General features: G+C 41.3%; 19 protein-coding genes. 8 read left to right on the top strand and 11 right to left on the bottom strand.

What is annotated here, in order from left to right; all coding sequences use genetic code 11:
* The first annotated feature begins 197 nt into the window (after positions 1-197).
* Positions 198-683: a hypothetical protein gene (locus tag P20311_RS14915; RefSeq protein ID WP_008114385.1), complete on the top strand. Its 486-nt coding sequence runs from the start codon at positions 198-200 to the stop codon at positions 681-683.
* Between the two features lie 36 nt (positions 684-719).
* Here P20311_RS14915 and P20311_RS14910 read toward each other — a convergent pair whose 3' ends face one another.
* Complete coding sequence (locus P20311_RS14910) at positions 720-1925, bottom strand: anhydro-N-acetylmuramic acid kinase (protein ID WP_008114383.1); 1206 nt, start codon at positions 1923-1925, stop codon at positions 720-722.
* 153 nt (positions 1926-2078) lie between these two features.
* Here P20311_RS14910 and P20311_RS14905 point away from each other — a divergent pair, with 153 nt between their 5' ends.
* From P20311_RS14905 to P20311_RS14895, 3 genes are all read left to right on the top strand, one after another.
* Positions 2079-2588: a GNAT family N-acetyltransferase gene (locus tag P20311_RS14905; RefSeq protein ID WP_036985263.1), complete on the top strand. Its 510-nt coding sequence runs from the start codon at positions 2079-2081 to the stop codon at positions 2586-2588.
* Between the two features lie 167 nt (positions 2589-2755).
* Positions 2756-3784: an NADP-dependent oxidoreductase gene (locus P20311_RS14900; protein ID WP_008114379.1), complete on the top strand. Its 1029-nt coding sequence runs from the start codon at positions 2756-2758 to the stop codon at positions 3782-3784.
* 48 nt (positions 3785-3832) lie between these two features.
* Complete coding sequence (locus P20311_RS14895) at positions 3833-4450, top strand: glutathione S-transferase family protein (RefSeq protein WP_008114377.1); 618 nt, start codon at positions 3833-3835, stop codon at positions 4448-4450.
* A 71-nt stretch (positions 4451-4521) separates the two neighbouring features.
* Here P20311_RS14895 and P20311_RS14890 read toward each other — a convergent pair whose 3' ends face one another.
* Together P20311_RS14890 and P20311_RS14885 are read right to left on the bottom strand one after the other, a co-directional pair.
* Complete coding sequence (locus P20311_RS14890; protein ID WP_036985260.1) at positions 4522-4830, bottom strand: YkgJ family cysteine cluster protein; 309 nt, start codon at positions 4828-4830, stop codon at positions 4522-4524.
* Between the two features lie 70 nt (positions 4831-4900).
* Positions 4901-6829 (bottom strand): ATP-dependent DNA helicase RecQ, encoded by a 1929-nt coding sequence (locus P20311_RS14885; RefSeq protein ID WP_008114373.1) that lies wholly within the window; start codon positions 6827-6829, stop codon positions 4901-4903.
* Between the two features lie 235 nt (positions 6830-7064).
* On the opposite strand from P20311_RS14885, the gene P20311_RS14880 reads away from it, so the two are divergent.
* Positions 7065-8369 (top strand): NAD(P)/FAD-dependent oxidoreductase, encoded by a 1305-nt coding sequence (locus P20311_RS14880; protein WP_008114371.1) that lies wholly within the window; start codon positions 7065-7067, stop codon positions 8367-8369.
* 195 nt (positions 8370-8564) lie between these two features.
* Entirely contained in the window at positions 8565-10064 is a 1500-nt protein-coding gene (locus P20311_RS14875; protein ID WP_008114369.1) for a DUF2235 domain-containing protein, read from the top strand.
* Positions 10065-10132: 68 nt separating this feature from the next.
* Here P20311_RS14875 and nagP read toward each other — a convergent pair whose 3' ends face one another.
* The 5 genes from nagP to P20311_RS14850 all read right to left on the bottom strand — a co-directional run bounded on the left by nagP (position 10133) and on the right by P20311_RS14850 (position 17352).
* The gene (gene nagP / locus P20311_RS14870) at positions 10133-11428 is read right to left on the bottom strand and encodes an N-acetylglucosamine MFS transporter NagP (protein ID WP_036985259.1); all 1296 of its coding nucleotides are present in this window, start codon (positions 11426-11428) and stop codon (positions 10133-10135) included.
* 32 nt (positions 11429-11460) lie between these two features.
* Complete coding sequence (gene nagA, locus P20311_RS14865; RefSeq protein ID WP_008114366.1) at positions 11461-12588, bottom strand: N-acetylglucosamine-6-phosphate deacetylase; 1128 nt, start codon at positions 12586-12588, stop codon at positions 11461-11463.
* A complete protein-coding gene (gene nagB-II, locus P20311_RS14860) occupies positions 12589-13587 on the bottom strand; it encodes a glucosamine-6-phosphate deaminase NagB-II (protein WP_008114364.1) in 999 nt (332 codons plus the stop codon).
* Complete coding sequence (nagK, locus tag P20311_RS14855; RefSeq protein WP_008114362.1) at positions 13587-14498, bottom strand: N-acetylglucosamine kinase; 912 nt, start codon at positions 14496-14498, stop codon at positions 13587-13589. The genes nagB-II and nagK overlap by 1 nt, the downstream gene beginning before the upstream one ends.
* Before the next feature lie 163 nt (positions 14499-14661).
* A complete protein-coding gene (locus P20311_RS14850) occupies positions 14662-17352 on the bottom strand; it encodes a family 20 glycosylhydrolase (RefSeq protein WP_008114360.1) in 2691 nt (896 codons plus the stop codon).
* A 574-nt stretch (positions 17353-17926) separates the two neighbouring features.
* Between P20311_RS14850 and P20311_RS14845 the strand changes: the two genes are divergently transcribed.
* Both P20311_RS14845 and P20311_RS14840 read left to right on the top strand, forming a co-directional pair.
* Positions 17927-18943, top strand: coding sequence for a LacI family DNA-binding transcriptional regulator (locus P20311_RS14845; protein ID WP_008114359.1), 1017 nt, complete (start codon positions 17927-17929; stop codon positions 18941-18943).
* A gap of 265 nt (positions 18944-19208) precedes the next feature.
* Positions 19209-19934 carry a MauE/DoxX family redox-associated membrane protein gene (locus P20311_RS14840; RefSeq protein ID WP_008114358.1) on the top strand — a complete coding sequence of 242 codons (726 nt, stop codon included), beginning with the start codon at positions 19209-19211 and terminating at the stop codon, positions 19932-19934.
* Positions 19935-20021: 87 nt separating this feature from the next.
* Here the strand turns inward: P20311_RS14840 and eat are convergent, their stop codons facing one another.
* The 3 genes from eat to P20311_RS14825 are packed head-to-tail and all read right to left on the bottom strand — an operon-like array spanning position 20022 to position 23747.
* Complete coding sequence (gene eat / locus P20311_RS14835; protein ID WP_008114357.1) at positions 20022-21434, bottom strand: ethanolamine permease; 1413 nt, start codon at positions 21432-21434, stop codon at positions 20022-20024.
* Between the two features lie 37 nt (positions 21435-21471).
* Positions 21472-22344, bottom strand: coding sequence for an ethanolamine ammonia-lyase subunit EutC (gene eutC, locus P20311_RS14830; protein WP_008114356.1), 873 nt, complete (start codon positions 22342-22344; stop codon positions 21472-21474).
* Positions 22341-23747 (bottom strand): ethanolamine ammonia-lyase subunit EutB, encoded by a 1407-nt coding sequence (locus P20311_RS14825; RefSeq protein WP_008114355.1) that lies wholly within the window; start codon positions 23745-23747, stop codon positions 22341-22343. Before P20311_RS14825 ends, eutC begins: the two co-directional genes overlap by 4 nt.
* Between the last annotated feature and the right edge of the window lie 147 nt (positions 23748-23894).

Below are 23894 nucleotides of genomic sequence, written 5' to 3'. Positions count from 1 at the left end.
ACGTTTATCGCAGAGGTTATTGAGCGACTATTATAGTTTATTTATTAAATATAATATTGATTTAAAACAATAGCTTTAGTTATAAACTGCAAGTCAAATTAACCCTTGCATCAAGCGCTTTAGTTTAGTCATAATTTTGCAATAATCATCAGCGATAATAGCTGCATTATTAGTCAACAAAGCTTTATAAGACCCTCATGAGCGAATCTATGGTGCAATTAACCTTTGCACTACCGTCATTTGAAGATCCAATGTCTGCGGCATTAAGCCACAGCATGGAATTTGAAACGCTGTCATTGCATGCTAATAGCCAGCATCAAATTGCTTTGCAATGCGTTTTGCCTGAAGCGGCCCATGAAGGTGATATTATTTCGCTGAGCGCAACTTTACCAAATGCACGAGCAGCTCAGTACTACACAGAAAAAAAGCTCAATCAATTTGATTTAGAACAGGGACGGGTCACGCTTAGGTTGAACCAAATAGCGCATAGTCGTGGTTTTGTAATGCAAATGATTTTGCACGGTAAACACGGCACGTTAAAGAATAGTTTGCAGTTCGATATGCATATTAACCAATTTGGTAGTGGATATACTATACCAGTAACTTCGATTACCCCACCAAAGCCGCACCGCGTTCGTCAGTACCTCGCCAGTATGGGAACAGCTTTAATCTCACTTTTTTAGCTCTTGTTATAAATTTTACCATTAAGCTTTAATTAGTTAATCAGCAAAGCTCACTTTACCCATAGTAATATCTAAAATTCCACCTCTTTTATTTTTAGCACTTTGTCGCTGCCCTGCTAAACATTCGTTTGCCAAAATAGCAAACAGCACCGCCTCTTTGGCATCAGGGTGAACACCCAAATCATCAGTATTCTTAAACGCCTTAATATTTAGGCAGTGTATTAGTAATTGCTCCATCAATAATGGATTATGAATACCTCCACCACTGGCATATACCACACAGTTTTGAACCCCTTTAGCACAGTCATTTAACGCCCTAGCAATCGTAGTCGCAGAAAGCGCATTTAATGTCGCCAACACATCTTCATGGCTTAAATCTTGGGTTGCGGTTTGGGCTTGGGCTGCACGTAATAAGGCTAAATTAAACACCTCAGGTCCTGTTGTTTTTGGCAGTGGTAATTTAAAAAACGCATTATCGCTGAGCGATTTTAGCAGTATTACATTTACCTTGCCTGCTTTGGCAAGCTTTGCGCCCTCATCATAATGCATTCCTTTAAAATAATACTGTACATAGGCATCCATAATAGTATTGCCAGGTCCAATATCAGAACTGAATATAGCTGCAGTATCACTATTTTTAGGTAAAAATGTTAGGTTAGCAATGCCCCCCATATTAAGTAATATTCGGTTTTCATTAGGGCTGGCAAAAAACAAATAATCGCCATACACAGCCAACGGCGCACCTTCTCCACCAGCGGCAATATGCTTTTGTCTAAAATCGCCAACAGTGGTAATGCCTGTAGTAACGGCTATTTGGTCACTATCACCTATTTGCAAGGTGCCATGTTTAAAGCCATGGTGGTTATGCTGCGACTGCGGACAGTGATAAATAGTTTGTCCGTGACTGGCTATAGCATCAATACTCGCAGGGTCAATACCCCATGCAATCAAGCACTGATTAACCATCTCACCATGGAGTTTGCCCACCCAAGGGTGTAATAAAGTCAACACTTCTAAATCGCATTCGCGCTTGGCAAACACCTGCTTTATTTTACTTTTATACTCGTCGTTATATTCAACTGTAGTAAAATTTAACACCTCTATTTGTGTATGCAAACCTGCACCGGTTATTTTACATAGCGCCACATCTAAACCATCTAACGAGGTGCCACTCATTAAACCAATAATTAAACGGCTAGGCTTTTTAGCGCTATTGTAAAGTGCTTCGATATGAGGGTGCATTGAGAGACTCTGTCTGGGTGTTTTTTTTATTTTAAAAGAGTTTTAAGCAAAGTTATACCTGTATACACTTTAATTTTAATGAATGGGTTTTCATTGTTTAAGCGTTTAAAGCTTGCTAAGTTATTGGCTGATAATAACAAACTCATTTATAGCATGATCACTCTACGAGCATTTAAACGACACGATACCTGCCAAATAGTCACCATTTTGAACGATCAACAAGTAGCTCGCTATTTGTCCTCTAAAATTCCATTTCCTTATACCCAAGCAGACGCCCAGTGGTGGATAAACCATGGCTCAAAATTTGGCATCATTAAAGCCATCGAAGTTGACGGCCTGTGCGTTGGTTGTATTGGTGTTACTCCCGGTGAATTTGAGTATAGTCGCAATGGCGAAATTGGTTATTGGCTTAGTCAGCAATATTGGGGGCAAGGAATTATCACCCAAGCCATTAAGCTTATTTGCAAAGAAGCATTTGACAGTAGTGAGTTAAATAGAATCTTTGCTACGGTATTTTCAGGTAATATTGGCTCCATAAAAGCACTCACCAAAGCTGAATTTTCATTAGAAGCGCAACTCAAGCAAGCTATCTATAAAAACAACCAATTTTACGACGCTATTATTTTAAGCTTACTTAAAAACCATCAACCTAATCTAAATTAGAATAAATACTCTATGCAGGGTTGAATTAACACTCTCTCGCCCAAAGCTCGTGTATCAAGGTACAAATTTTGTCCGCCTATCCGCGCATTATTGTTTAGCAATGTATCGTTTTAAAGCTTAAACATTCGGTATATAGGTGGTTTTTTCACTCTATTTTGGAGATTTTTATGTCCACAACCAGCCGTCAATTTACTTTAGCATCGCGCCCACACGGCGCACCGACCAATGAAAACTTTGAACTTAAAAACGTAGGGCTGCCATCATTAAAGGATGGTGAAGTATTGCTGCGTACTATTTATTTGTCACTAGACCCCTATATGCGTGGCCGCATGAGCGATGCTAAGTCATATGCCGACCCGGTAGAAATTGGTGATGTAATGGTCGGTGCAACGGTTTGCCAAGTCGAATCATCTAAAAACGATACCTTTAGCGAAGGCGAATGGGTATTAGCATATACAGGCTGGCAAACTTACGCTATCTCAAACGGCGAGGGCTTAATGTCATTAGGCAAAGAGCCTAAAAATCCATCTTATGCACTCGGTATTATGGGTATGCCTGGTTTTACTGCCTACATGGGATTGTTAGATATTGGCGCACCTAAAGCAGGTGAAACTGTGGTCGTTGCAGCAGCAACAGGGCCTGTGGGGGCCACGGTTGGTCAAATAGCGAAAATTAAAGGCTGTAAAGTAGTAGGGGTTGCCGGAGGCAGCGAAAAATGTACGCATGCTGTTAAAAATCTTGGCTTTGATGCCTGTATTGACCATAAAGCTGATGACTTTGCCGAACAATTAGAAAAGGCATGTGAGCAAGGCATTGATGTTTATTATGAAAATGTGGGCGGAAAAGTATTTGATGCCGTATTACCTTTGCTGAATACCTCAGCACGCGTACCTGTGTGCGGGTTAGTATCGCAATATAATGCCACCAGCCTGCCTGAAGGCCCAGATAGAATGGGCATGCTTATGGGTCAATTGCTTACTAAACGAATAAAAATGCAAGGCTTTATAATTTTTGATGATTACGGCCACCGCTATGACGAATTTGCCCAAGACATGCAACAGTGGCTACAAGATGGAAAAATTCAATACCGCGAACATCTTGTCGATGGGTTCGAAAAAACCATCAGCGCATTTAACGATATGATCAGTGGTAAAAACTTTGGTAAAACCGTAGTAAAAATTAACAGCCCACTATAATAACATTCATGCTGTGTTGTAATTCAGCACAGCCCAATAAGGAAGATAATGATTAAACTACACCACTTAAATAAATCTCGCTCTAAACGTATTATTTGGTTACTCGAAGAGCTTGAAGTTGATTACGAAATTGTTGCTTATCAGCGCAACACTGAAACTTTTTTAGCCCCTGATGAGCTTAAAAATGTGCATCCGCTGGGTAAATCACCGGTTATCGAAGATGACGGCTTAGTGATTGCCGAGTCTGGCGCTATCACAGATTATTTGATCACTAAATATGGCAAAGGTAAATTTGCACCAGCCACAGGTACTGCGGAATTTGTAGACTATCAGCAATGGCTTCACTTTGCCGAAAGCTCTGCTATTTTACCATTATTGCTGAAAATGTTAGTACAAAAAGATGGCGCTAAAACGCAATTTTTAGAGGGCTATGCCGATGCTGAAACCGCTAAAGTAATTAGCTATTTTAACAACCGCCTTGAAGGTAAGCGCTATTTAGTAGGCGACACCCTAACTGGTGCCGATTTCATGATGTCGTTTATTGTTGAAATAGTTAAAAACGCTGGCCAGCTTACACACTTTAAAAACCTTGTTAAATATGATGAGCAATTGCAAAGCCACGAGAAGTTTCATACTGCTAACGAGCTTGAAGCTAAATACGATTAACTGGTTAAACACGAATGAAGAAAGGGTCATAAGATCCTTTTTTTTATGATCACCCTTTGCAAAATTGCATTTTAAATACCCGCCAATTCTCGCTCAGTAATACACTCATCAGACGCCATTTCGAATTCTCGACACGTTAATGGGCGATTTTCGTAAATAGTACACATTAACGTGTTTCTATCGAGAGCTTGACACCAGCCATCGTCGCCACGCTTCATAACTTCACTGCCCCATTTGTCGTAATCAATATACTGAAAAGGCACACCGGTATCACTAACAATACGCACTTCTAATTGACAACAACACGCTTGGCAATTAGCGCATGTGATGGGTTCGTTAGTCGGGGTTATATTTCTTACAGGGATAACGTTGTGCGGCATAATGGCTTACTGTTTAGAATAAGCCATCAGAATACAGGAACTAATAGCAATTGCATTAAATTAATATAATTTATCGTGCCAGTAATATCGCTTTAGTTTCGCTGTAGCGCTGTTGCTCACACAGTGCAAAACCACTTAGCTGGCGTACCTTATTACGCGCAAATAGCGGCACACTCATTCCCGCTAAAAACCGACATTGGGTTTCAATGCCCACATTGTGCGCTCCTTTCGTTGCCATATGCGCCAAAAACTCATCCACCTTTTGATAGATAAGTGACTCATTAATCTCTGGTGGGGTGAGTGAATACTCAAGCTTGACCGCATGCCCACGGCACACACTACAATGCCCACATTGCTGTGGCGCATTCGCATCATCAAAATAACGGGCTAAGTTATAGCTTAAGCAAGATTGCAGCTCAAAAAAGCGTACTAGTGCAGCAATTCGTTTTATTTCAGCTTGCTCTTTATCGGTAAAATAATCGTGTAACTGCTGGGCAAGTTCGATGTTATTAATCACCTCGCTATGCACTTTGTACACTTGAGTAATACGTTTGGTTTCAAGGGTGATAAGGTTTTTTTCTGCTAGGTAATCAAGTGCGGCTACCACACGTTTACGGTCAACTTGCGCGGCTTGGGTCAAGCTATCAAAGTTAAGTGTACCCCATATTTTTTTAAAGTCGGTATGGCTAAATATTTGTGTTAAAAAGGCTTGGCGCTGCTGATCAAACTGGCTAAGTAACTCACTTTTATCAACCAAAAATTTATACTTAAAATCGGCGTAATACGCATACTGCGGGGTTATTGCGCCTTGCATTTCCAATTGTACCAGCAAGGTTTTAAGGGCAAGCTGGCGAATATTACTCTCGCTTGAAAGGCTATATTCTTGCATTTCCCATTGCTGTTGGGCTTGGCGAATATCGTTAATCACGTGCTCAATACCGCTGAGCTCTGGGGTATCGCCGTACACAAAATTTTCTACTGTGTTTAAGCCATCTAAATTAGCCAATGTATAACAATTGGAAGGGTTGCCATCACGCCCTGCACGACCAATTTCTTGGCTGTAGTTTTCAATTGATTTAGGTAAATCGTAGTGAATCACAAAGCGTATGTCTGATTTATCAACCCCCATGCCAAAGGCAATAGTAGCGACCACCACATTTATTTTACCCGCCATAAAATCATCTTGAATTTGCCCGCGTAAGGTATCTTCAAGCCCTGCATGATACGCCACCGCCTGCAGACCCTGTGCGCTTAACATATTGGCCACTTGCTCAGCACTTTGCTGCAGCGTGACATACACAATACCGGGGCCGGTTTGCGCACGGACAATTTTAGTAAGCTCAGTGTTTTTATCGGCAGTTTTAACACTCAGCACACTTAAATCTAAATTAGCGCGATAAAACCCCGTTTGCACAATACATTGTGGCTCAATAGCAAAGCGTTCTGCCATATCGCGTTTTACTTTTTTAGTGGCTGTGGCGGTTAATAGTAACACTAACGGAATATTTAGCTCTTCACGGTAACGCGGTAGTTTTAAATAGTCGGGTCTAAAATTATGACCCCACTCAGATATACAATGCGCTTCGTCTACCACCAACATAGAAAGTGCCACTTGGTTAATAAATTCTCTAAAGCGTTCGTTTTTAAAGCGCTCAACTGACACCATTAACACTTTAATTTTACCACTGCGCACGTCGTTCATTACCGTACTGCTTTGCATTTGATCTTGGCTTGAATCAAGACTTGCGGCATAAATGCCTTTACTGTTTAAAAAACTTATTTGATCTTTCATCAACGCTAATAATGGCGATACCACCAAGGTTAAATGCGGTAAATGTAACGCAGTAAGTTGATAGCACAAGGATTTACCCGATCCAGTTGGGAATATAGCCAGTGATGATTGGCCATTTAGCAATTGCTCTATGGTTTGTTGTTGCCCTGCTCTAAACTGATTAAAACCAAAATGTTGCTCAAGAGACTGAACTAGCGAGGTACTCATAAAAGCGTCCTTTTTATGTCGGTGCCCATAAATACTGTAAATGCGCAGTAGATGAAATATTTGCATATCAGTATACAGCATATCGTTGGATTTATTGCTGACATATCCTTCAATTAGGCGCACACTATAGTCCTATAAAAGCATGCTTTGCCAAAATAATTTTTTTGATACCCAAGTCATTTTAAAAATCAACGTACAGAAATTGCTTCGGTATATTATTTTTAAGGGCATAGTCATGGACAAAACCATACCAAAAATTGTCATCATAGGCGGTGGCGCTGGTGGGCTGGAGCTAGCAACTCAATTAGGGCACAAATTAGGAAAGAAACAACACGCAAATATATTACTCATTGATAAAAACCGCACTCATATATGGAAACCGTTATTGCATGAAGTAGCAACCGGCTCTATTGATGCCGATTTAGATGGCGTTGTATACTCAGCGCATGCGGCCAAGCACCACTATAACTTCCAACTTGGTACCTTTTGTAACCTCGATAACAATAATAAAACCATTACCTTAAGCCCTCTATATGACGAGTTAGGGCATCAAATATTACCTAAACGAACCGTTCACTATGATCATTTAGTTATTGCCATTGGCAGTGTCAGTAACGACTTCAACACCCCGGGTATTAAAGACCATTGCTTTTACCTTGATTCAAACCAACAAGCCGAGCGTTTTCAACACGCCTTACTAGATAACTTTACTCGCCTTCATCAAGACGACGACCCATTGCATTCATTAAACATTGCTATTGTTGGCGGTGGGGCAACTGGCGTTGAGCTCTCAGCTGAGTTGTATCATGTTTCTGATTTACTCAAAATATACGGTTTAACCAATATGTCGGCGAAACGCTTGCACATACATTTGATTGAAGCGGGTCCTAGGATTTTACCTGCGTTGTCTGAGCGAATTGCCAGCTCAGCCAAACGTGAATTATTAAGATTAGGGGTTACCGTTCGAGAAAACACCCAAGTTAAACAAGCAACTGAGCATGGCTTTATCACTAGTAATGACGAGCAAATAAATGCGGATATTATGGTGTGGGCAGCAGGGGTAAAAGCCCCTGACTTCATTAAAGAGCTAGACATATTTGAGCTGACACGTAGCAATCAAATAAAAGTGAATGATTACTTACAAAGTAGCCTAGACCCTCAAATCTATGTGCTTGGTGATTGCTGCGCGTTTACCCAAGACGATGGGACGCAAGTGCCGCCACGCGCACAATCGGCTCATCAAATGGCGCAATGCGTTGAAAAAAATCTAATTGCTACACTACGTGAGCAGCCCCTGAAAAAGTTTGAATATAATGACCATGGCTCACTGGTAAATTTATCGCGCTACAGCACGGTGGGCAGCTTAATGGGTAACCTAACCAGTAGTAGCTTTTTTATTGAAGGTAAAATTGCCCGCTTTATGTATATTTCACTATATAGAATGCATCAGCGCGCTATCCACGGCAGTGCCAAAACCTTTGCTTTGTGGATCAGCGAAAAGGTGCTGCGTGTTGTTCGCCCAAAAATGAAACTACACTAAATAACCTGAACTCCGGATAATAAACATAAATATCATTTTGATTAAATATGTTAGTAAATCTCTTAACTAGATTTCAGGTTAAATAGCTACATCAGCCGCGGTAATAAATAAGATTAAACAAATATTTATTACCGCCGTCTTTAATTTTTCACAATTCCCATATAAATTTACATAAACCACTCACGGAATTTAGTAATGACCTTTAAAACGCTTATTTTTAATTTTGATGGTACCGGCAGTGAACCCCGCGACGCAGATCAGTTCAGTACAGAGCATTTTAAAGAAGACGCCAGTATTTCTAATATTCTAAAACTACACTTATTGCTCGGCGGTAAACTTGATGATTCACCCACTACCCCATTTTCACAGCAATTAAGCTTTTATTACCAAGGCATAGGCACCAAAGGCAGTCGTTTAAAACGAATTTTAAATCAAACACTTGCCCCACGTTCTGAAGATGTGGCCAGCATTTTGACTCAGGCTATCACAGATTTTAAGCAGCATTATCAAAGTGGCGATACTGTTCTACTTACCGGTTTTAGCAGAGGCGCTGCATTAGCAAGGCGTTTTGCTAAATGCCTAGAGCCATTAATAAATGAGCAAGTATATTTGTGTGTTTTTGACACCGTGGCCTCAATTGGCCTGTCAAAGATAAATAAAGCGACCCGTGGCGCAGAGCATGTGGTTTTTGAAAACCATACTATTGCCAATAATGTCGCTGGGGCCCTGCATTGTGTTGCGCTTGATGAGAAACGACGGGCCTTTGAGCCTACATTAATGAATCAACAAGCAAACATTACCGAGCTGTGGTTTGCAGGAGCCCACTCCGATGTAGGAGGAGGCTACTATCGCGATGGGCTTGCCGATATTTGCCTGCGTTATGCGCTTGAGTGGCTCATTGCTCAGCCGCTATCGGTTTCGTTATTAACCAGCCATGACATAGACTATGAAAACCTTTTACCTGAGAGTAACTTGGTTGCCCAAGATGATGTGACAGTTATTCCCGATCCACTGGCGCTAAGTCATCAGCAAAGTTACTTTTGGTTAAACCCATTTTTTAAGCTGGTTGATAGGCAGTGCTGTGTATTAATTAACGATGAGATTAGCCACAACGCTCCATTAATACATCACAGTGTTGCACAGCGAATTAATAAACTAACCAGCTATCGCCCTGAATCGTTAAAAAATATACATTATAAAATAATTTACAGCGATGACAGTACACTGAACTTTATGGGGCTAAGTGCTCATATAATGCTCGCCAATCAAAATATGAGCTTACTGAGTGTTAATCAAAGCCAAGATGTGATGGTATACGCTAGTGAAGCCTACAACGCTACCGGCTTAATGCTTGCCCAAGATGCAACGTATCGCTTTACTCCTTACCCTAACCAATTTTGGTATGACGATGGTGTAAAGTGCCCTCCTTCTGGCTGGCATCGCGATAATGTGCAACTCGGCGTTAAAGAAATCCCTATGGCATTACTTGAGCCATTTAGGCGTTTAGCCACGGCGCAGTGGTTTAGCTTAATAGGAACAATTGGCCAAAGCGATGACCATGCATTTGAAATTGCCGAAGGCGTTGAAATAACCATTAAAAAATCAGGAGAATTTTGTCCATTTGCTAATGATTTAAGTCGTTTTTATGGGGCGAATGCTGGCAGAATAAAGCTCAAGGTAACACGCTTAAGCTGATAAAGTGCCCTAATAATCAGTGCACTTTATACTGCAAAGTGCACTGAGCTAGGGATAGCTGGTGGATGTTATTGCTTTTTCATTTTATGCCCTTTCACGGCATAAAATAATATAAATAAGTAACAAGGTAACAATACAGAGTAGCCAGTTTGTAGCGAGGTAAAGCCGCTCAGTAAGCCCCATAACACCGGACCAAATGCACCGCCCGCTATGCCCATTACTAACAGTGCTGAGCCTGTGCTGGTTAGTTTACCTAAACCCGATAACGCAAGTGGGAAAACCGCCGGCCAAACAATGGCGTTTGCTAAGCCTAAAAAGGCAATTAGCAGTAAAGCATCTGGTAAATTAGCGCCTCCTAAAGGCACCAGTATGGCATTGGCAATAACATACGACTGCGCATCAATAAACAAAATGCACAGGGTGATCACAATACCCAATACACCCGATGCTGTTAAGGCCGCTTGCTGAGAGATAAATTTAGGGATAAGTAAAATACCTAAAATATAACCAAACACCATAAACATCATAGTGTATGAAGTCATTACCCCATAGTTTTCAATACCCAGCGATAGTGCAAAAGTACCTATGGTATCGCCAGCAATAACCTCTACCGCAACATACAAAAAGATAGCAATAGCACCTAACACCAAGTTTGGATGAGAGAGTGTTTCACGAATTTCACCTTTGTCGTTTATTGCTTCTACTTCATCATTGATAAGCTCAGGCAGCGGAGACTTTTTAACCGCAAAAGCTAATACACCAATAAATAAGGCCATGCCTAAGTAAGGTAAAATAAGACCATTTGCCATATCATCAACTTGCTCTTGGCTTAGATCTGTGCCCACGGTACCGGTAAAGTTACTTAAAATTAAGGCGGTAAAAACCATCGGTGAGATAACTCCCGCGCCTTTATTTAAAATCCCCATAATACTAATACGTACAGCAGCCGATTCTTCTGGCCCTAAACGTACTACATACGGATTAACCGCGGTTTGTAATAAGGTTTGCCCTGCGCCCATTACCAACTGCGCTAGTAAAAACAAAGGAAAAAACTGCGACATAGCAGCAGGAATAAACATTAAGCCTGCTAACATCATACAGCCCATCCCCAATGCCATACCGTTTTTGTAGCCGACCTTTTTGATCAGTACTGCCGAGGGCAGCGCAGTAAATGTGACCGCAATATAAAAGGAAAATAAAATTAACGACCCTTGAAATGGGGTTAACTGTAAAATTTGACTTAAGTAAGGCATTAACGAGCCATTAAGCCAAGTAGCAAAGCCCAGTATAAAAAATAATACCGCAACAATGGCCATTGGGACCACGCTACTATTTTTGGACGTATCCATAACATTCGTTGTCATGTTATTTTCCTTTATTTATATTTATTATGTTGTTAACAAACCCGAGCGCCGCCAATCCACGTGCTAATGACTTGTTGTTGTGTGTTTAATTGTACAAAATCTGCTGGACTACCCAGTATTAATCGCCCGTGTGTGGCAGGCAACTTTAAATACTGAGCAGGATATAAACTCGCCATTTTAAGCGCTTGCGCTAATGGCTGTTTTAAATGAGTTACAGTGTTTCTAACTGCGGTTGCCATATCAAGCGCAGAGCCGGCCAACTCGCCTGTTGTAGAGGTGAGTTTACCATTCTCTAAGCTGACAGTTCGGTCAAAAAAAGCAAACTGAGTATCATCTGTTCCCACTGGTGGCATCGCATCAGTAACTAAAAACACGTGCCCTATTGGTTTTGCTTTTAATGCCAGTTGGCATGCTGCGTAATCAACATGATGGCCATCAACAATTAAGCCACAATAAGTATCATCATTTAATAATGCACAGCCAACCACTCCCGGCTCACGCCCTTGTAGTGGTGACATAGCATTATACAAATGCGTAAATCCGGTTGCCCCAGCATCAACGCCCTGTTGAGCCTGTTCAAAGCTTGCATTGGTATGACCTAGACAAACCTGAATCCCTAAATCGCGCATTTTGGTAATATCGCTTGGTAGTACATTTTCAGGCGCTAAGGTGACTACGACTTTACCTAAATCTTGACGAGATAACACCTGCCACTCTTGTTCAGAAATAGGACGAATAAAATCAGCGCTGTGAGCCCCCTTTTTTGCCACTGATAAGTGCGGCCCTTCAAAGTGAATACCAATAATACCTGGCGTTTTTTGGGCTATCGCCTTAGCAATTACATCGGCTGCTTGGCGCATTACTTCTACGGTGTCAGTAATTAACGTTGGCAGCATAGCAGTTGTACCGTATTTGGCATGTGCTAGCAGTATTTTTTTAACCCCTGCAACACTGCTAGTACGGTTAAACAACTCACCGTCACCGCCATTAACTTGTAGATCAATAAAGCCAGGTGCGACTAAACCCGTTAGGTGCTCATCTGCCTGCTGTACGTTATCATCTATTGCCGTAATAATACCCGCATCAACGCTTAGCACTTTGTCGTTAACAAAGTGCTCGCCATCAAAAAACTGGGCTACATGAATTCGTTTAACTGACATTTATAATGTCCTTGTTACTTTTTTAAGCCCCTTTGGCTCATCAGGATTAAAACCACGGCTTAATGCCACTTTTGCCACATCAAGGTAAAAACGCTGTAATACTAAAAATGGCGCTAATCGCGGGTGTACTTTAATACCTTGTTGATTAAGACTAATCACTTGTGCACCGCGTTTTTTGACCTCAGCAATTTGCTGCTGATGTGACTCTTTGGTTTCATCTTCAACCGAGCAATCTAAAATCACTAGCCCTTGCTCAACTAAGGTCACCGGACCATGTAAAAACTCCGCACTACTAAATGACTCAGCATGAATAGCACACACCTCTTTAAGCTTAAGTGCCATTTCTTTTGAGATAGAAAACCCTAAACCTCGTGCCAATACCACCATATTCTTAATATTTGCAAACTCAGTAGGTTGTAGCTGAGTTGGTGAATCTATAATGGCATTAAGCGCGCTAGGTAACTCGTCAAGCCCTTGTAATAATGACTCATTTTGAGTCCAATTAGCAACAATATGTACTAGGGCTGATAACGTTGCCAAATAGCTTTTTGTTGCCGCCACCGAAATTTCATCGCCGGCTTTAAGAGGAACAAAATCATCGACTATGTCTTGTAGAGGTGACGCTTCATCGTTAACCAGTGCAATACAATAAGCGCCCGCCTCTTTCGCCATTTTTGCCTGGGCAAGAATGTCTGGGCTGCGTCCTGATTGAGAAATTACAATCACAACAGCGCCTTCAAGCTTTAATGTTTTACCATATACACTCGCCACTGATGGCGCTGCAGAACTGACCGGTACACCCGCTTCAATTTCAATTAAATATTTACCAAAAACACCAGCATGATCTGATGAACCGCGACCAATCATCATAACCACCTTAGGGGCCATATCGCGAAGCTTATGACCAATTTTTTCCACTAAAGGTTGGTTGGCAATAATTTGCTTTTCAATAACATTTGGCGTTTGCGCCGCTTCTTTTTCCATTAGTGTGTTAAACATCATAACTCCTGGCTGCTGTAATTAACGTGCTGTTGTTTAGCGTAAAGTACAGACCCCATTTCTGGTGACGATAATGGGGCTGATAAAATAGCTTGTATGTCTGGGTCTAACCATGTTGTCATCACGGTTGATAAGCCACCAATAAACGAAAGCCTAGGTGGGTTTTTATCTAATAATTGTCGTGCAATGTCGCTTAAATAAGCGCCACCTTCTTTTAAAATGGCAATTGCTGTGGCATCGTTCGCCTGTGCTGATTGAAAAACACATCCTGCAAGTTGCGCAAAAAAGGCTGCAGGCTTATTGGCAATCACTTCAACAAGTTGCATTGCATCGCTGACTTCTAAATAATTCATTAACAAGTTAGTAAGCGCACCACTTGGGATTAATTTATCTAGGCTAAGCAGCACATACTGACAAGCAGTAAAGCCAATCCATGCACCACTGCCTTTATCACCATGTGGAAAGCCATGACCACCAATCATAAACGATTGGCCATTAACGTATGAAAATCCACACGAGCCAGTGCCAGCAATCATCACTGCGCCATCCTCGCCCTGATGAGCGCCCATACAAGCAATAAGTAAATCAGTAGTTAAGTGCATGGTTTTAAATGGGTGTTGCCATTGTGTCATTTGATTATGCAAACTTGGTAAGTTAACCCCTGCTAGGCCAACCCCTGCAATAAGCTCAGATAAAGGCGTATCTTTAAGCCCTGCATCTTGTAATGCTAAACGCACTGATTGCTCAATAGAATGAGTTGCTTGATTAAACCCATGTAACGGGTTACCTGGGCCTGACACGCCGGTGCCGACTATGTCATTACAGCTATTGACGATAATTGCTTTACATTTAGTGCCGCCGCCATCGATCCCCACAAAGAGTTGATTGTTTTTAAGATTGTTGGTGATCATTTTTGCCTCTTAAGTTGTTCGACCGTTTTGCAAAACACTAAAATAAAACCGGACTGTCATACTGTATGAATCTTATACTAGCACAAATGACAGCGTTGTCATTATTTTTATTTACAAATAAATAACTTCTTTTTGTCTTCAATAATTTAAGGAAAAACGCACCTTATCGGTGCGTTACTTTGAGTTTTCTGCTAACACGATTTGCATAAGGCGTTTTAGAACGAACCCATACATCTTGTGTTACTTTGACTGGTTGTGTGTAGGTTTGCCATTGCTCAGACCCTTGTTTATATTCAATCACTAAACCAGGGTAAGCAATATTGGCAAACAACATACCGTTATCAATTTTAGCCCCCGCATTTGCAAGACGATAATGCACATCCGCACGTTCTAACTTGGCAAATTCCTTTAGCCCCATGGTGGCAGCAAATGTTTGCCATTGCTGATCGCGCTGCTGCTTTAATTCAGGGCTAAAGCGATTTGTTTGTTGGCTATAAACAAAGCCATTATGATCATACGGTACCGCCCAATCCGCTTTATGCCATGCACGCTGGGCCAGCGATAATAACCGTGGGAACAGCTTATATTCAGCCATATTATTGGTGCGCGTATTTTCGCTCCATAATTGACCCTGAATACCCACAAAACGTTTATCTTTTGCTAAAGGCGCGGATACGACCTTGCCTTGCTCATCATGCTTTAACGTGTCATCAGCTACATAAGGCTTATCTTCTCGATCGAGCCAAAATTCAGCATGAATAGGCAAATTATCTGGCATAAACTGAAATATCTTTTCAGTATTTATATGCCTTGAAGCCCAGTAATAACCATGCTCTTGTGGGTCTGCCTCATACGGGAAGTCAAAATACAATACATCTGGCGAAGAAAGCACTGCTTGCCAATTTCTATTAGCAAATTCATGTGCACGCTGATGGCCATTCCACATTAATAAATCCCAAACATTACCTTGCACAATCTCTGGCATATTTTCTGGGTTAGTATGCGATAAGCCATCGCTCCATGCTGCGGTTTCAATATTCATATCAGCCAACATATTGGCAATACGTTCAATAAAATAGCTGCCCAGCTGACCTGCTTCAGTAATTTCTAACTTATTTTGTTTAATAAAATCGGCACAAGCAGGTGAATCAACCCATGCACCTGCAGTTTCATCTGCGCCTATATGATAACGAGTTAGCGGATGCTGTGCCTCACTATGAATACTTTTTACTTGTTCCATTACCTCACGGATAAACGCATAGGATGAGTCTAAACACACATTAATAGTATTGTCGTTATAATGTTGTACCGACGAATAGAGCGTTGTATCAAGCGGGTCATACAGTAAAAACTGTTCGGCTTTTTGTTTATCGCCTTGTTTTATGTATTTATTATAACGCGCTTGCATGGCTTTAATTGCAGCGCGAGAATGCCCTGGCATGTCAAGCGATGGGATCACTTGAATGTGGCGCGCACTCGCCGCTTTAAGTATTTCTTGGTAGTCAGCTACCGAATAGTAACCGTTTGCTGCACTTGAAGTATCTAGTCCTGCGCCTAATTGTGGCATTAAACATTGCTGCTCACTTTGATCAAAACAGCGCTTTGCACCTACATCGGTTAGCTCAGGAAGTGATGGAATTTCTAAACGCCAGCCTTCATCATCACCTAAGTGTAAATGTAGCTTGTTAAGTTTATAAGCTGCCATTTGATCAAGTAACTTTAAAATAAAGCCTTTGTCACGAAAGTTCCGTGCTACATCAACCAACACCCCTCTAAACTGATAATGCGGTGCATCAATAACCTCTCCCACAGGTAATATATTACTGTTAACTTGGTATAAACTCGCTAAACTTTGCAGAGCATAAAAAACACCCGTTTCGTCAGCGGCATCAATAACAACCTCATCGGCTTTAATCGCTAATTTATAACTGCCATTAAGCTGATCTTTTTTAACAGTGGAATTAAGTGTGACTTTAATTGCCGCTGCATCATCGCTTACATTAATACCTAACAGTGCCAAGCGCTCAATTGCAGCCAATACACTTGATTTATCAACTTCTGCATAGTTAATATTAAGCCCTTGGCTAATATCAAGCGTTTGAGTTTGACTAAACTCGCTAACGCGTGGGGTAGGTATAATTTGTTGAGCAATCACATTGCTTACTTGATTTTGCGAGGTTAAATAAGCTGAAAAGTCATACTTTTCATTACGCTCAAACAAGCGCTCAGCAGTAAGCCACTGAGTTTTATCGCTCTCAGTACGTTTAAACTGACGAGTGTAATCGGTATAAGGCTCTACATGTGGTAATAGCTCTAAGCCCGTCTCCGGGTCAATTTTAGGCCTTGTACTTTCAATCACTTTAGCGGTGTCATTGTTATTCACCACGATATAGTTAGGAATAGCGTCGCTTTGCGATAATGACCAAAAATGCGCATAAAAAGTAATCGTTTTAGTCTCACCGGCTTTAAAGCCAGTAAACCCGTCTTTAAGCTCAATAACATGAATATCGCCATTAACGTGTTTAATAGTAAATTCATCGCTAACCGACTTTTGTATTGGCGTAATTTGACTAAAGTAAATTTTCCATTGGTCAACATTGATCGCCGAGTTGGCAGTTAAATGTAAGTTTGCTTTAAAACAGTGACCGTTTTCAATATTTGGATCGCACTGAGCTGATGGGCGGTTATCAACTTGCTGATATTTTATTTGTAATGTGTTGGCAAGTAACTCCACCGCACTGTCGTTTGCAGGGCTTAGCTGAACCGATACGGTGTTTTGTTCATCAACATTGCCCTGACACGCACTTAAACCCAGTGCTAAGCAGCATGCTGTCAGTAATGATTTAATCTTCATTCGCTACTTTCCTCTATTGTATTAACTTAGTCACTTAAGCACCTATTTCAAATGCTAAAAATTAAGTCGATTTTTCAATGCATTCATTCTTAGTGTGGTTAGTTTATAATGTACCATCAGCTAAAAAACATTTTATGCTTTTAAATCAATCACTATTCATATCTAGCAATTGCTACCTTAGCCAAACAATGCACTAACGAAGGTTTTAAATAATAATTAACATTGCGCTTTAATTTATGACAACGCTGTCATTTAACGGTTAATGTATCCTTTTTTTTCTTTTATAGCTACACAAGGGGGCAAAAAAGATACAAATAATTTACATGCATACGTATGGTTTTATTTTAAATCATTGTATTTAAATGAGATTTAAATATTACCAAATCATTACCTGAAACTTTATCTACCATTCTCACAAGAAAGGCGTATAAATTAACTGTTAATATTCAATGATGTCTTTATAATTTAGCCGTCAAATAATAAAAACCGAGTACAGTTAACTGCATTTGCTGTAGTTGTTTGCCGATAAAGATAATTTAGTACCCAAAATGATATGTAAAGGTCTATTAAGCCGATGAGAACAACAATAAACGACGTGGCAAAAGATGCCGGGGTATCAATAAAAACGGTATCAAGAGTAATAAATAACGAAACCTCGGTACGTGACAACACCCGTGAAAAAGTCATGGCGTCGGTCGAAAAGTTGAACTTCCAGCCTAACTTAGCTGCAAGAAGTCTTGCAGGAACAAAAGCTTACAGCATAGCTTACATATACGACAACCCTAATGCGTACTACATTATTGACATGCAAAACGGTATTTTAGATGCGTGCAAAAAGCAAGGGTTTGAACTACTCATTCACCCTTGTGACGCTAAAGAAGCACATATTTTTGATGAAATTACGAATATGATTAAACGCACACGTATCGCGGGAATCTTACTCACCCCGCCCTTTTCTGAAATGCCTGAGTTTGTTGAAAAGCTAACTCAACTAGACCTAAAAGTTGTGCGTATTTTATCAGGGCACGACGCGCCTGACTCATTAACACCCTGTATTATGATTGACGATAATCTCGCCTCAAAGTCAATTACTGAGCATCTAATTAATAACGGCCACACGCGCATTGGCTTTTTAGCCGGGGGCAGCGAGCATAACTCGACCAAAGAGCGCTTGGAAGGTTACAAAGCAGCGCTAACCCAATACGACATTACTATAGATCCAAGCTTAATTATTGATGGCGAATATTCATTTGAGTCGGGGGTTGAGGGCGCTAAAACACTCATTAGCCAAACAAATAGGCCAACCGCTATTGTCTCATGTAATGATGAAATAGCCGCCGGTGCGTTATTTGCAGCCAGATTAATGAACATTGATATACCCAGCGAGCTTTCTATAACAGGGTTTGAGGATAGTCCATTCTCGCGTCAAACCTGGCCAAAACTCACCACCGCCCATCAGCCTAATAATAAAATTGCCGAAGATGCGGCCAGCTTGTTAATAGCCCAAATTCGTAATGGCAATGACCGCGATATTATAAAACTATACACTCCTGAACTTGTCGTAAGAGACTCTACCGCACGCCCTAGTTAACCGTGTAAATGGGATCACCGTATTATTAATATTCCCCTGTGCGTTGTAAAAAAACCTTCAGCGCAGGGTTATATTAAAAACGGCCTACTTTTTGAATATACCTTCTGTATTACTGAGTTTATTAACAGTTAGACGACTTTCAATGTAAATTTTACACTTAGGCTCGGTTGATCTTTCAAGGTTACATAACTCAGTTCAACTCTCTAATACCGATTCGCTTAATTAAGTATTATTGCAGATTGGTATAAATATACAGGAGTAAATTATGGCCAAATCAGCCCAATTGTATAGAATGGCAACCGATGAACATATTTGCCCATTTGGTTTAAAATCTAAAGATTTGCTTGAACGTCAAGGCTTTGAAGTAGACGATCATTTACTCACCTCAAGAGCGCAAACCGATGCGTTTAAACAACAACACAATGTAGAAACAACACCACAAACGTTTATAGATGATGGGCGTATCGGTGGCTACGACGAACTTAGAAGTTTCTTTAATAAACCGCCTGCCGGTCAGCAAGGTACAACCTATACCCCTGTTATAGCGATTTTTGCGGTTACCTTGTTGCTAAGTTTAGCCTTTTCGTTAAGTGGTGCAGGGCTAAGCGTGTATACGCTTGAGCTTTTTGTAGCATTAACAATGGCCGTACTAGCCATACAAAAGCTGCAAGATTTAACCAGCTTCTCAAACTCGTTTATCACTTACGACTTATTCGCCATGAAAGTGATCCCTTACGCTTACGTATATCCATTTTTAGAAGCCTTTGTAGGTATAGGTATGATTGCAGCACTACCCGCTTATATGGTTGCCCCTGTCTCCCTATTTATAGGTAGTATTGGCGCAATCTCTGTTATTAAAGCTGTATATATAGATAAGCGAGCACTAAAATGCGCCTGTGTTGGCGGCAATAGCAATGTACCGCTTGGCTTTATTTCATTAACCGAAAACCTATTTATGATAGCAGCCGGTCTATGGATGCTAGTCAAATAATAAAAAGGCGCGGTAAGTTAAAACTTACCGCGCCAGCGCAAACTCTTCGAATATTAAAGCCACATGAGTTATTTTAGTAAATGAGAATTACCCCTCACTTATCGCTGTATTTAAACCGGCCTCAGCATCAGCGAGCATAGCAAACTCCTCATCTGCACTTTTGGCCACTAAATGTTTAGAGCTAAAGCCAAAGTAATACGCCGCACCGACTATAAACAGCACCATAGTGTATAAAAAAGCACGGGGGTCAAAGGCGTACACACCGGTCAGAGCAATCAAGGATAAACACAATGCTATGCTTGAAGTGACAATGCCGCCAGGCGTTTTATAAGGTCGAGGTAAGTCGGGTTGTTTTAAGCGCAACATTATATGACTGAACGCCATTAACGCATACGATACTGTTGCACCAACCACCGCCATAGCTAACATTAAATCGCCCTCACCACTTAGTGAAGCTAAAAAACCAAATACAGCAGGTACAATAAGCGCTCGTGCAGGCACTTTACGCACTGTAGTAATTGATAACGAACGCGGTAAATATCCTGCACGCGATAACGCAAACACCAACCGACTATAGCCATAAATAATAGAGAAAAATGAAGCCACCAGCCCTGCTAATCCCAGTATATTAACCACGGTTGCTAAATCGCTATTGCCTGTTGCATTTAACGCATCTACCAGCGGAACTGCACTTGCGCCCATTGCTGTTGCACCTGCTGCGCCGGGTACTAACACAACCACTAACAACGCAGTAAACAATAAAAATACCATAGCGCCAATAATACCTTTAGGTACATCTTTAGCCGGATCTTTTGCTTCTTCAGCCGCCAATGGCACGCCTTCAACCGCTAAAAACAACCACATAGCAAAAGGTAATGCAGCCCACACCCCATACCAACCCAGAGGTAAAAATTCATTCGCACCTGCGGCATCTGTTACTGCAACATCAAATAAATTGGTAGCATCAAAATTTGTAATTAAAACCACTGCCGTTGCAACAATAGCCAGTACCGCTAAACCGCTTATGACCATCATTACTTTTAGCGCTTCACCTACACCCGCTAAATGAATACCTACAAACACCAAATAAAATAGTGCATAAACCCATGGGCCATTGAACCCCGTTAACGCCTCCACTGCAGAGCCAATAAATATCACAATGGCGGCCGGTGCTAACGCATATTCAATTAATACCGCAAGACCGGTTAAATAACCCCCCGTTGGCCCCATTGCTTGACGAGCAAAACTATAACCCCCTCCAGCAGCAGGAATAGCAGCCGACATTTCAGCCAGCGATAACACCAAAGTTAAATACATAATCGCCATTAACACTGCAGCTATCGCGAAGCCGCCCCAGCCAGCTTCTGCAATACCAAAGTTCCACCCAGCAAAGTCACCTGAAATAACATACGATACCCCTAACCCTGCCAGCAATAACCAACCTGCAGTGCCACCTTTGAGCTGCCTTTTTGCTAAGTATTCTGAATTATTAGTAGACATAACATCCTCTTTATCGATTTTTTATTTTTAGTTACCGTTATTCCGCATTTAAAAAATGACGGCTCGATTGTTGATGCTCAATCACATCATCCTGTGTCCGATCTTTTAAGTTCACTCCTGTTAGTTTTAATGTTTTAGCTTCATTTAATAAGTAGGCTGCCCGTCTTGCCGCATCGATATAGGGCAAACCAGCAGGACGAATATTAGATATACAATTACGCAGCGAATCGTTAAGCCCTGTTTTAGGCTCCCAGGTTAAATACAGTCCCAAGCTATCTGGTGAGCTAAGCCCAGGACGTTCACCAATGAGCACCATCACAATTTGGGCATTCAATAACTCACCAATATCATCACCAATGGCTACTCGCCCTTGTTCAACTAAGGTGATTGGAGCAAGAGTAAGTGGCTTATTAACGCTCAACTGTGAAAGTAATTCAGCTATAAAAGGAGCTGCATTTTTTTGAACCGCCAACGATGACAAACCATCAGCGACTACAATGGCTAAGTCGTATTTTTCTTGGGTGCTTTGCTGTTGCTCAGCAACAAAATCAAGTAATAATTGACGACTATTCTCATTTAGCTTTCGACCCAAATCTGGTCGTTGTAAATAAGTAACTCTATCAACCGCTTGGCTATGTAAATGCAATACACGCGCATTAGCTGCATTAACAGTCGCTAACTTTGCTTTCATTTCATTGATATCAAGTGGAAAATTGACTGCATCGCGCGCTTGCGCATGCGACAGTTGAAACGCCAGCATTTCAGAGGTTGGTAAACTAATACCCGCTCGACCAAGTCCTATGCGGGCATCAGTAAACTGGCGTAAGTCACGCCATGGGTTGTGTACCACATTGCCATTATTTTTATGATCAGTATTAGCAAGGTCATTTGATTTAAAATCAGCAGTCATGAACGACCTCCCGCCAGTGCATCTAACGGCTTAGCAAATGCAGCGGGAAGACTGTGTGATAAAGTAACATCGCTACTGTTTTTCATAATGTTCATGTTAGTAAGCCACTTTTCAAATTCTGGCGCGGGACGAGAGCCTAGAACTCGGCGCACGTATAACGCATCATGAAATGAGGTAGTTTGGTAATTGAGCATAATGTCATCGGAGCCCGGAATCCCCATCACAAACGAGCACCCAGCTACACCAAGCAGCGTAAGTAAATTATCCATATCATTTTGGTCAGCCTCGGCATGATTGGTGTAACACACGTCACATCCCATCGGAATACCCAGTAATTTGGCACAAAAATGATCCTCAAGCCCCGCGCGGGTAATTTCTTTGCCATCAAATAAATACTCCGGGCCTATAAATCCCACCACCGTATTAACTAATAGCGGATTAAATTTTCGTGCAACGGCATACGCGCGAGTTTCGCAGGTTTGCTGATCAAGCCCGTGATGAGCATTAGCCGAAAGCGAGCTGCCCTGTCCCGTTTCAAAATACATCACATTATTGCCTACCGTGCCACGCTTTAAACTCAGCGCGGCATCTTGTGCCTCAGCTAAAGTATTTAAACTAAAACCAAAGCTCGAATTGGTGGCTTCTGTTCCACCAATAGACTGAAACACTAAATCAACTGGCGCCCCCGCTTCTATGCATTCAATCGTATTAGTGACATGGGTAAGCACACAGCTTTGGGTAGGAATTTCATATTTTTGAATCACCTCATCCATCAATGTCATCAATTTAATAGCCTGCGCCACGTTGTCGGTTGCGGGGTTTATACCTATCACCGCATCACCATTACCGTACAGCAACCCATCTAAAATACAGGCGGCAATGCCGTTAATATCATCCGTAGGGTGGTTAGGTTGCAAACGCGTGGATAAATGCCCAGGTAAGCCAATGGTGTTTCTAAATGCACTGGTTACATGGCATTTTTTAGCAATCAGGATAAGATCCTGATTGCGCATTATTTTGCTGACAGCTGCAGCCATTTCCGGGGTGATCCCTTGTCTTACACTTGCAAGTACCGAGGGAGTTGCAAAGTCACTTAACAACCAATTACGAAAATCTCCCACGGTTAAATGAGCAATCGCCATAAATGCATTAGCATCGTGATCGTCCATAATTAAGCGAGTTATTTCATCGTCTTCATAAGCAATCAGTGCCTCATTTAAAAATGCCTTCAACGGAATATCCGCTAAGGTCATTTGGGCAACCGCTCGCTCTTGCGCTGATTGTGCAATAACACCCGCTAACCTGTCACCTGAGCGATGAGGAGTGGCTTTTGCCATTACTTGCGCCAAATTTTTAAAATTATACACCTGCGTGCCCAGTGTATATCGGTACCTTTGCCCCATGATCTACTCCACATAACAACTAGTTCAAACCTTGGTACAGGTTTTGCTGACCTATAAGCTATAAATCAATTTTGTTTAGTTTCAAGAGAGCTTAATTCATACCAAGACACTATCGAATTTTGGCAAATCATCATTTTTAGCTTTATT

The organism is Pseudoalteromonas sp. BSi20311 (assembly GCF_000239875.1).
Classification (GTDB): domain Bacteria; phylum Pseudomonadota; class Gammaproteobacteria; order Enterobacterales; family Alteromonadaceae; genus Pseudoalteromonas.
This window is presented reverse-complemented; position numbering and strand designations above follow the sequence as displayed.

Bases quoted from the DNA above. Each gene is read 5' to 3' on its own strand.
- P20311_RS14915 (WP_008114385.1), top strand. From the start codon at position 198: ATGAGCGAATCTATGGTGCAATTAACCTTTGCACTACCGTCATTTGAA.
- P20311_RS14910 (WP_008114383.1), bottom strand. From the start codon at position 1,925: ATGCACCCTCATATCGAAGCACTTTACAATAGCGCTAAAAAGCCTAGC.
- P20311_RS14905 (WP_036985263.1), top strand. From the start codon at position 2,079: ATGATCACTCTACGAGCATTTAAACGACACGATACCTGCCAAATAGTC.
- P20311_RS14900 (WP_008114379.1), top strand. From the start codon at position 2,756: ATGTCCACAACCAGCCGTCAATTTACTTTAGCATCGCGCCCACACGGC.
- P20311_RS14895 (WP_008114377.1), top strand. From the start codon at position 3,833: ATGATTAAACTACACCACTTAAATAAATCTCGCTCTAAACGTATTATT.
- P20311_RS14890 (WP_036985260.1), bottom strand. From the start codon at position 4,830: ATGCCGCACAACGTTATCCCTGTAAGAAATATAACCCCGACTAACGAA.
- P20311_RS14885 (WP_008114373.1), bottom strand. From the start codon at position 6,829: ATGAGTACCTCGCTAGTTCAGTCTCTTGAGCAACATTTTGGTTTTAAT.
- P20311_RS14880 (WP_008114371.1), top strand. From the start codon at position 7,065: ATGGACAAAACCATACCAAAAATTGTCATCATAGGCGGTGGCGCTGGT.
- P20311_RS14875 (WP_008114369.1), top strand. From the start codon at position 8,565: ATGACCTTTAAAACGCTTATTTTTAATTTTGATGGTACCGGCAGTGAA.
- nagP (WP_036985259.1), bottom strand. From the start codon at position 11,428: ATGACAACGAATGTTATGGATACGTCCAAAAATAGTAGCGTGGTCCCA.
- nagA (WP_008114366.1), bottom strand. From the start codon at position 12,588: ATGTCAGTTAAACGAATTCATGTAGCCCAGTTTTTTGATGGCGAGCAC.
- nagB-II (WP_008114364.1), bottom strand. From the start codon at position 13,587: ATGTTTAACACACTAATGGAAAAAGAAGCGGCGCAAACGCCAAATGTT.
- nagK (WP_008114362.1), bottom strand. From the start codon at position 14,498: ATGATCACCAACAATCTTAAAAACAATCAACTCTTTGTGGGGATCGAT.
- P20311_RS14850 (WP_008114360.1), bottom strand. From the start codon at position 17,352: ATGAAGATTAAATCATTACTGACAGCATGCTGCTTAGCACTGGGTTTA.
- P20311_RS14845 (WP_008114359.1), top strand. From the start codon at position 17,927: ATGAGAACAACAATAAACGACGTGGCAAAAGATGCCGGGGTATCAATA.
- P20311_RS14840 (WP_008114358.1), top strand. From the start codon at position 19,209: ATGGCCAAATCAGCCCAATTGTATAGAATGGCAACCGATGAACATATT.
- eat (WP_008114357.1), bottom strand. From the start codon at position 21,434: ATGTCTACTAATAATTCAGAATACTTAGCAAAAAGGCAGCTCAAAGGT.
- eutC (WP_008114356.1), bottom strand. From the start codon at position 22,344: ATGACTGCTGATTTTAAATCAAATGACCTTGCTAATACTGATCATAAA.
- P20311_RS14825 (WP_008114355.1), bottom strand. From the start codon at position 23,747: ATGGGGCAAAGGTACCGATATACACTGGGCACGCAGGTGTATAATTTT.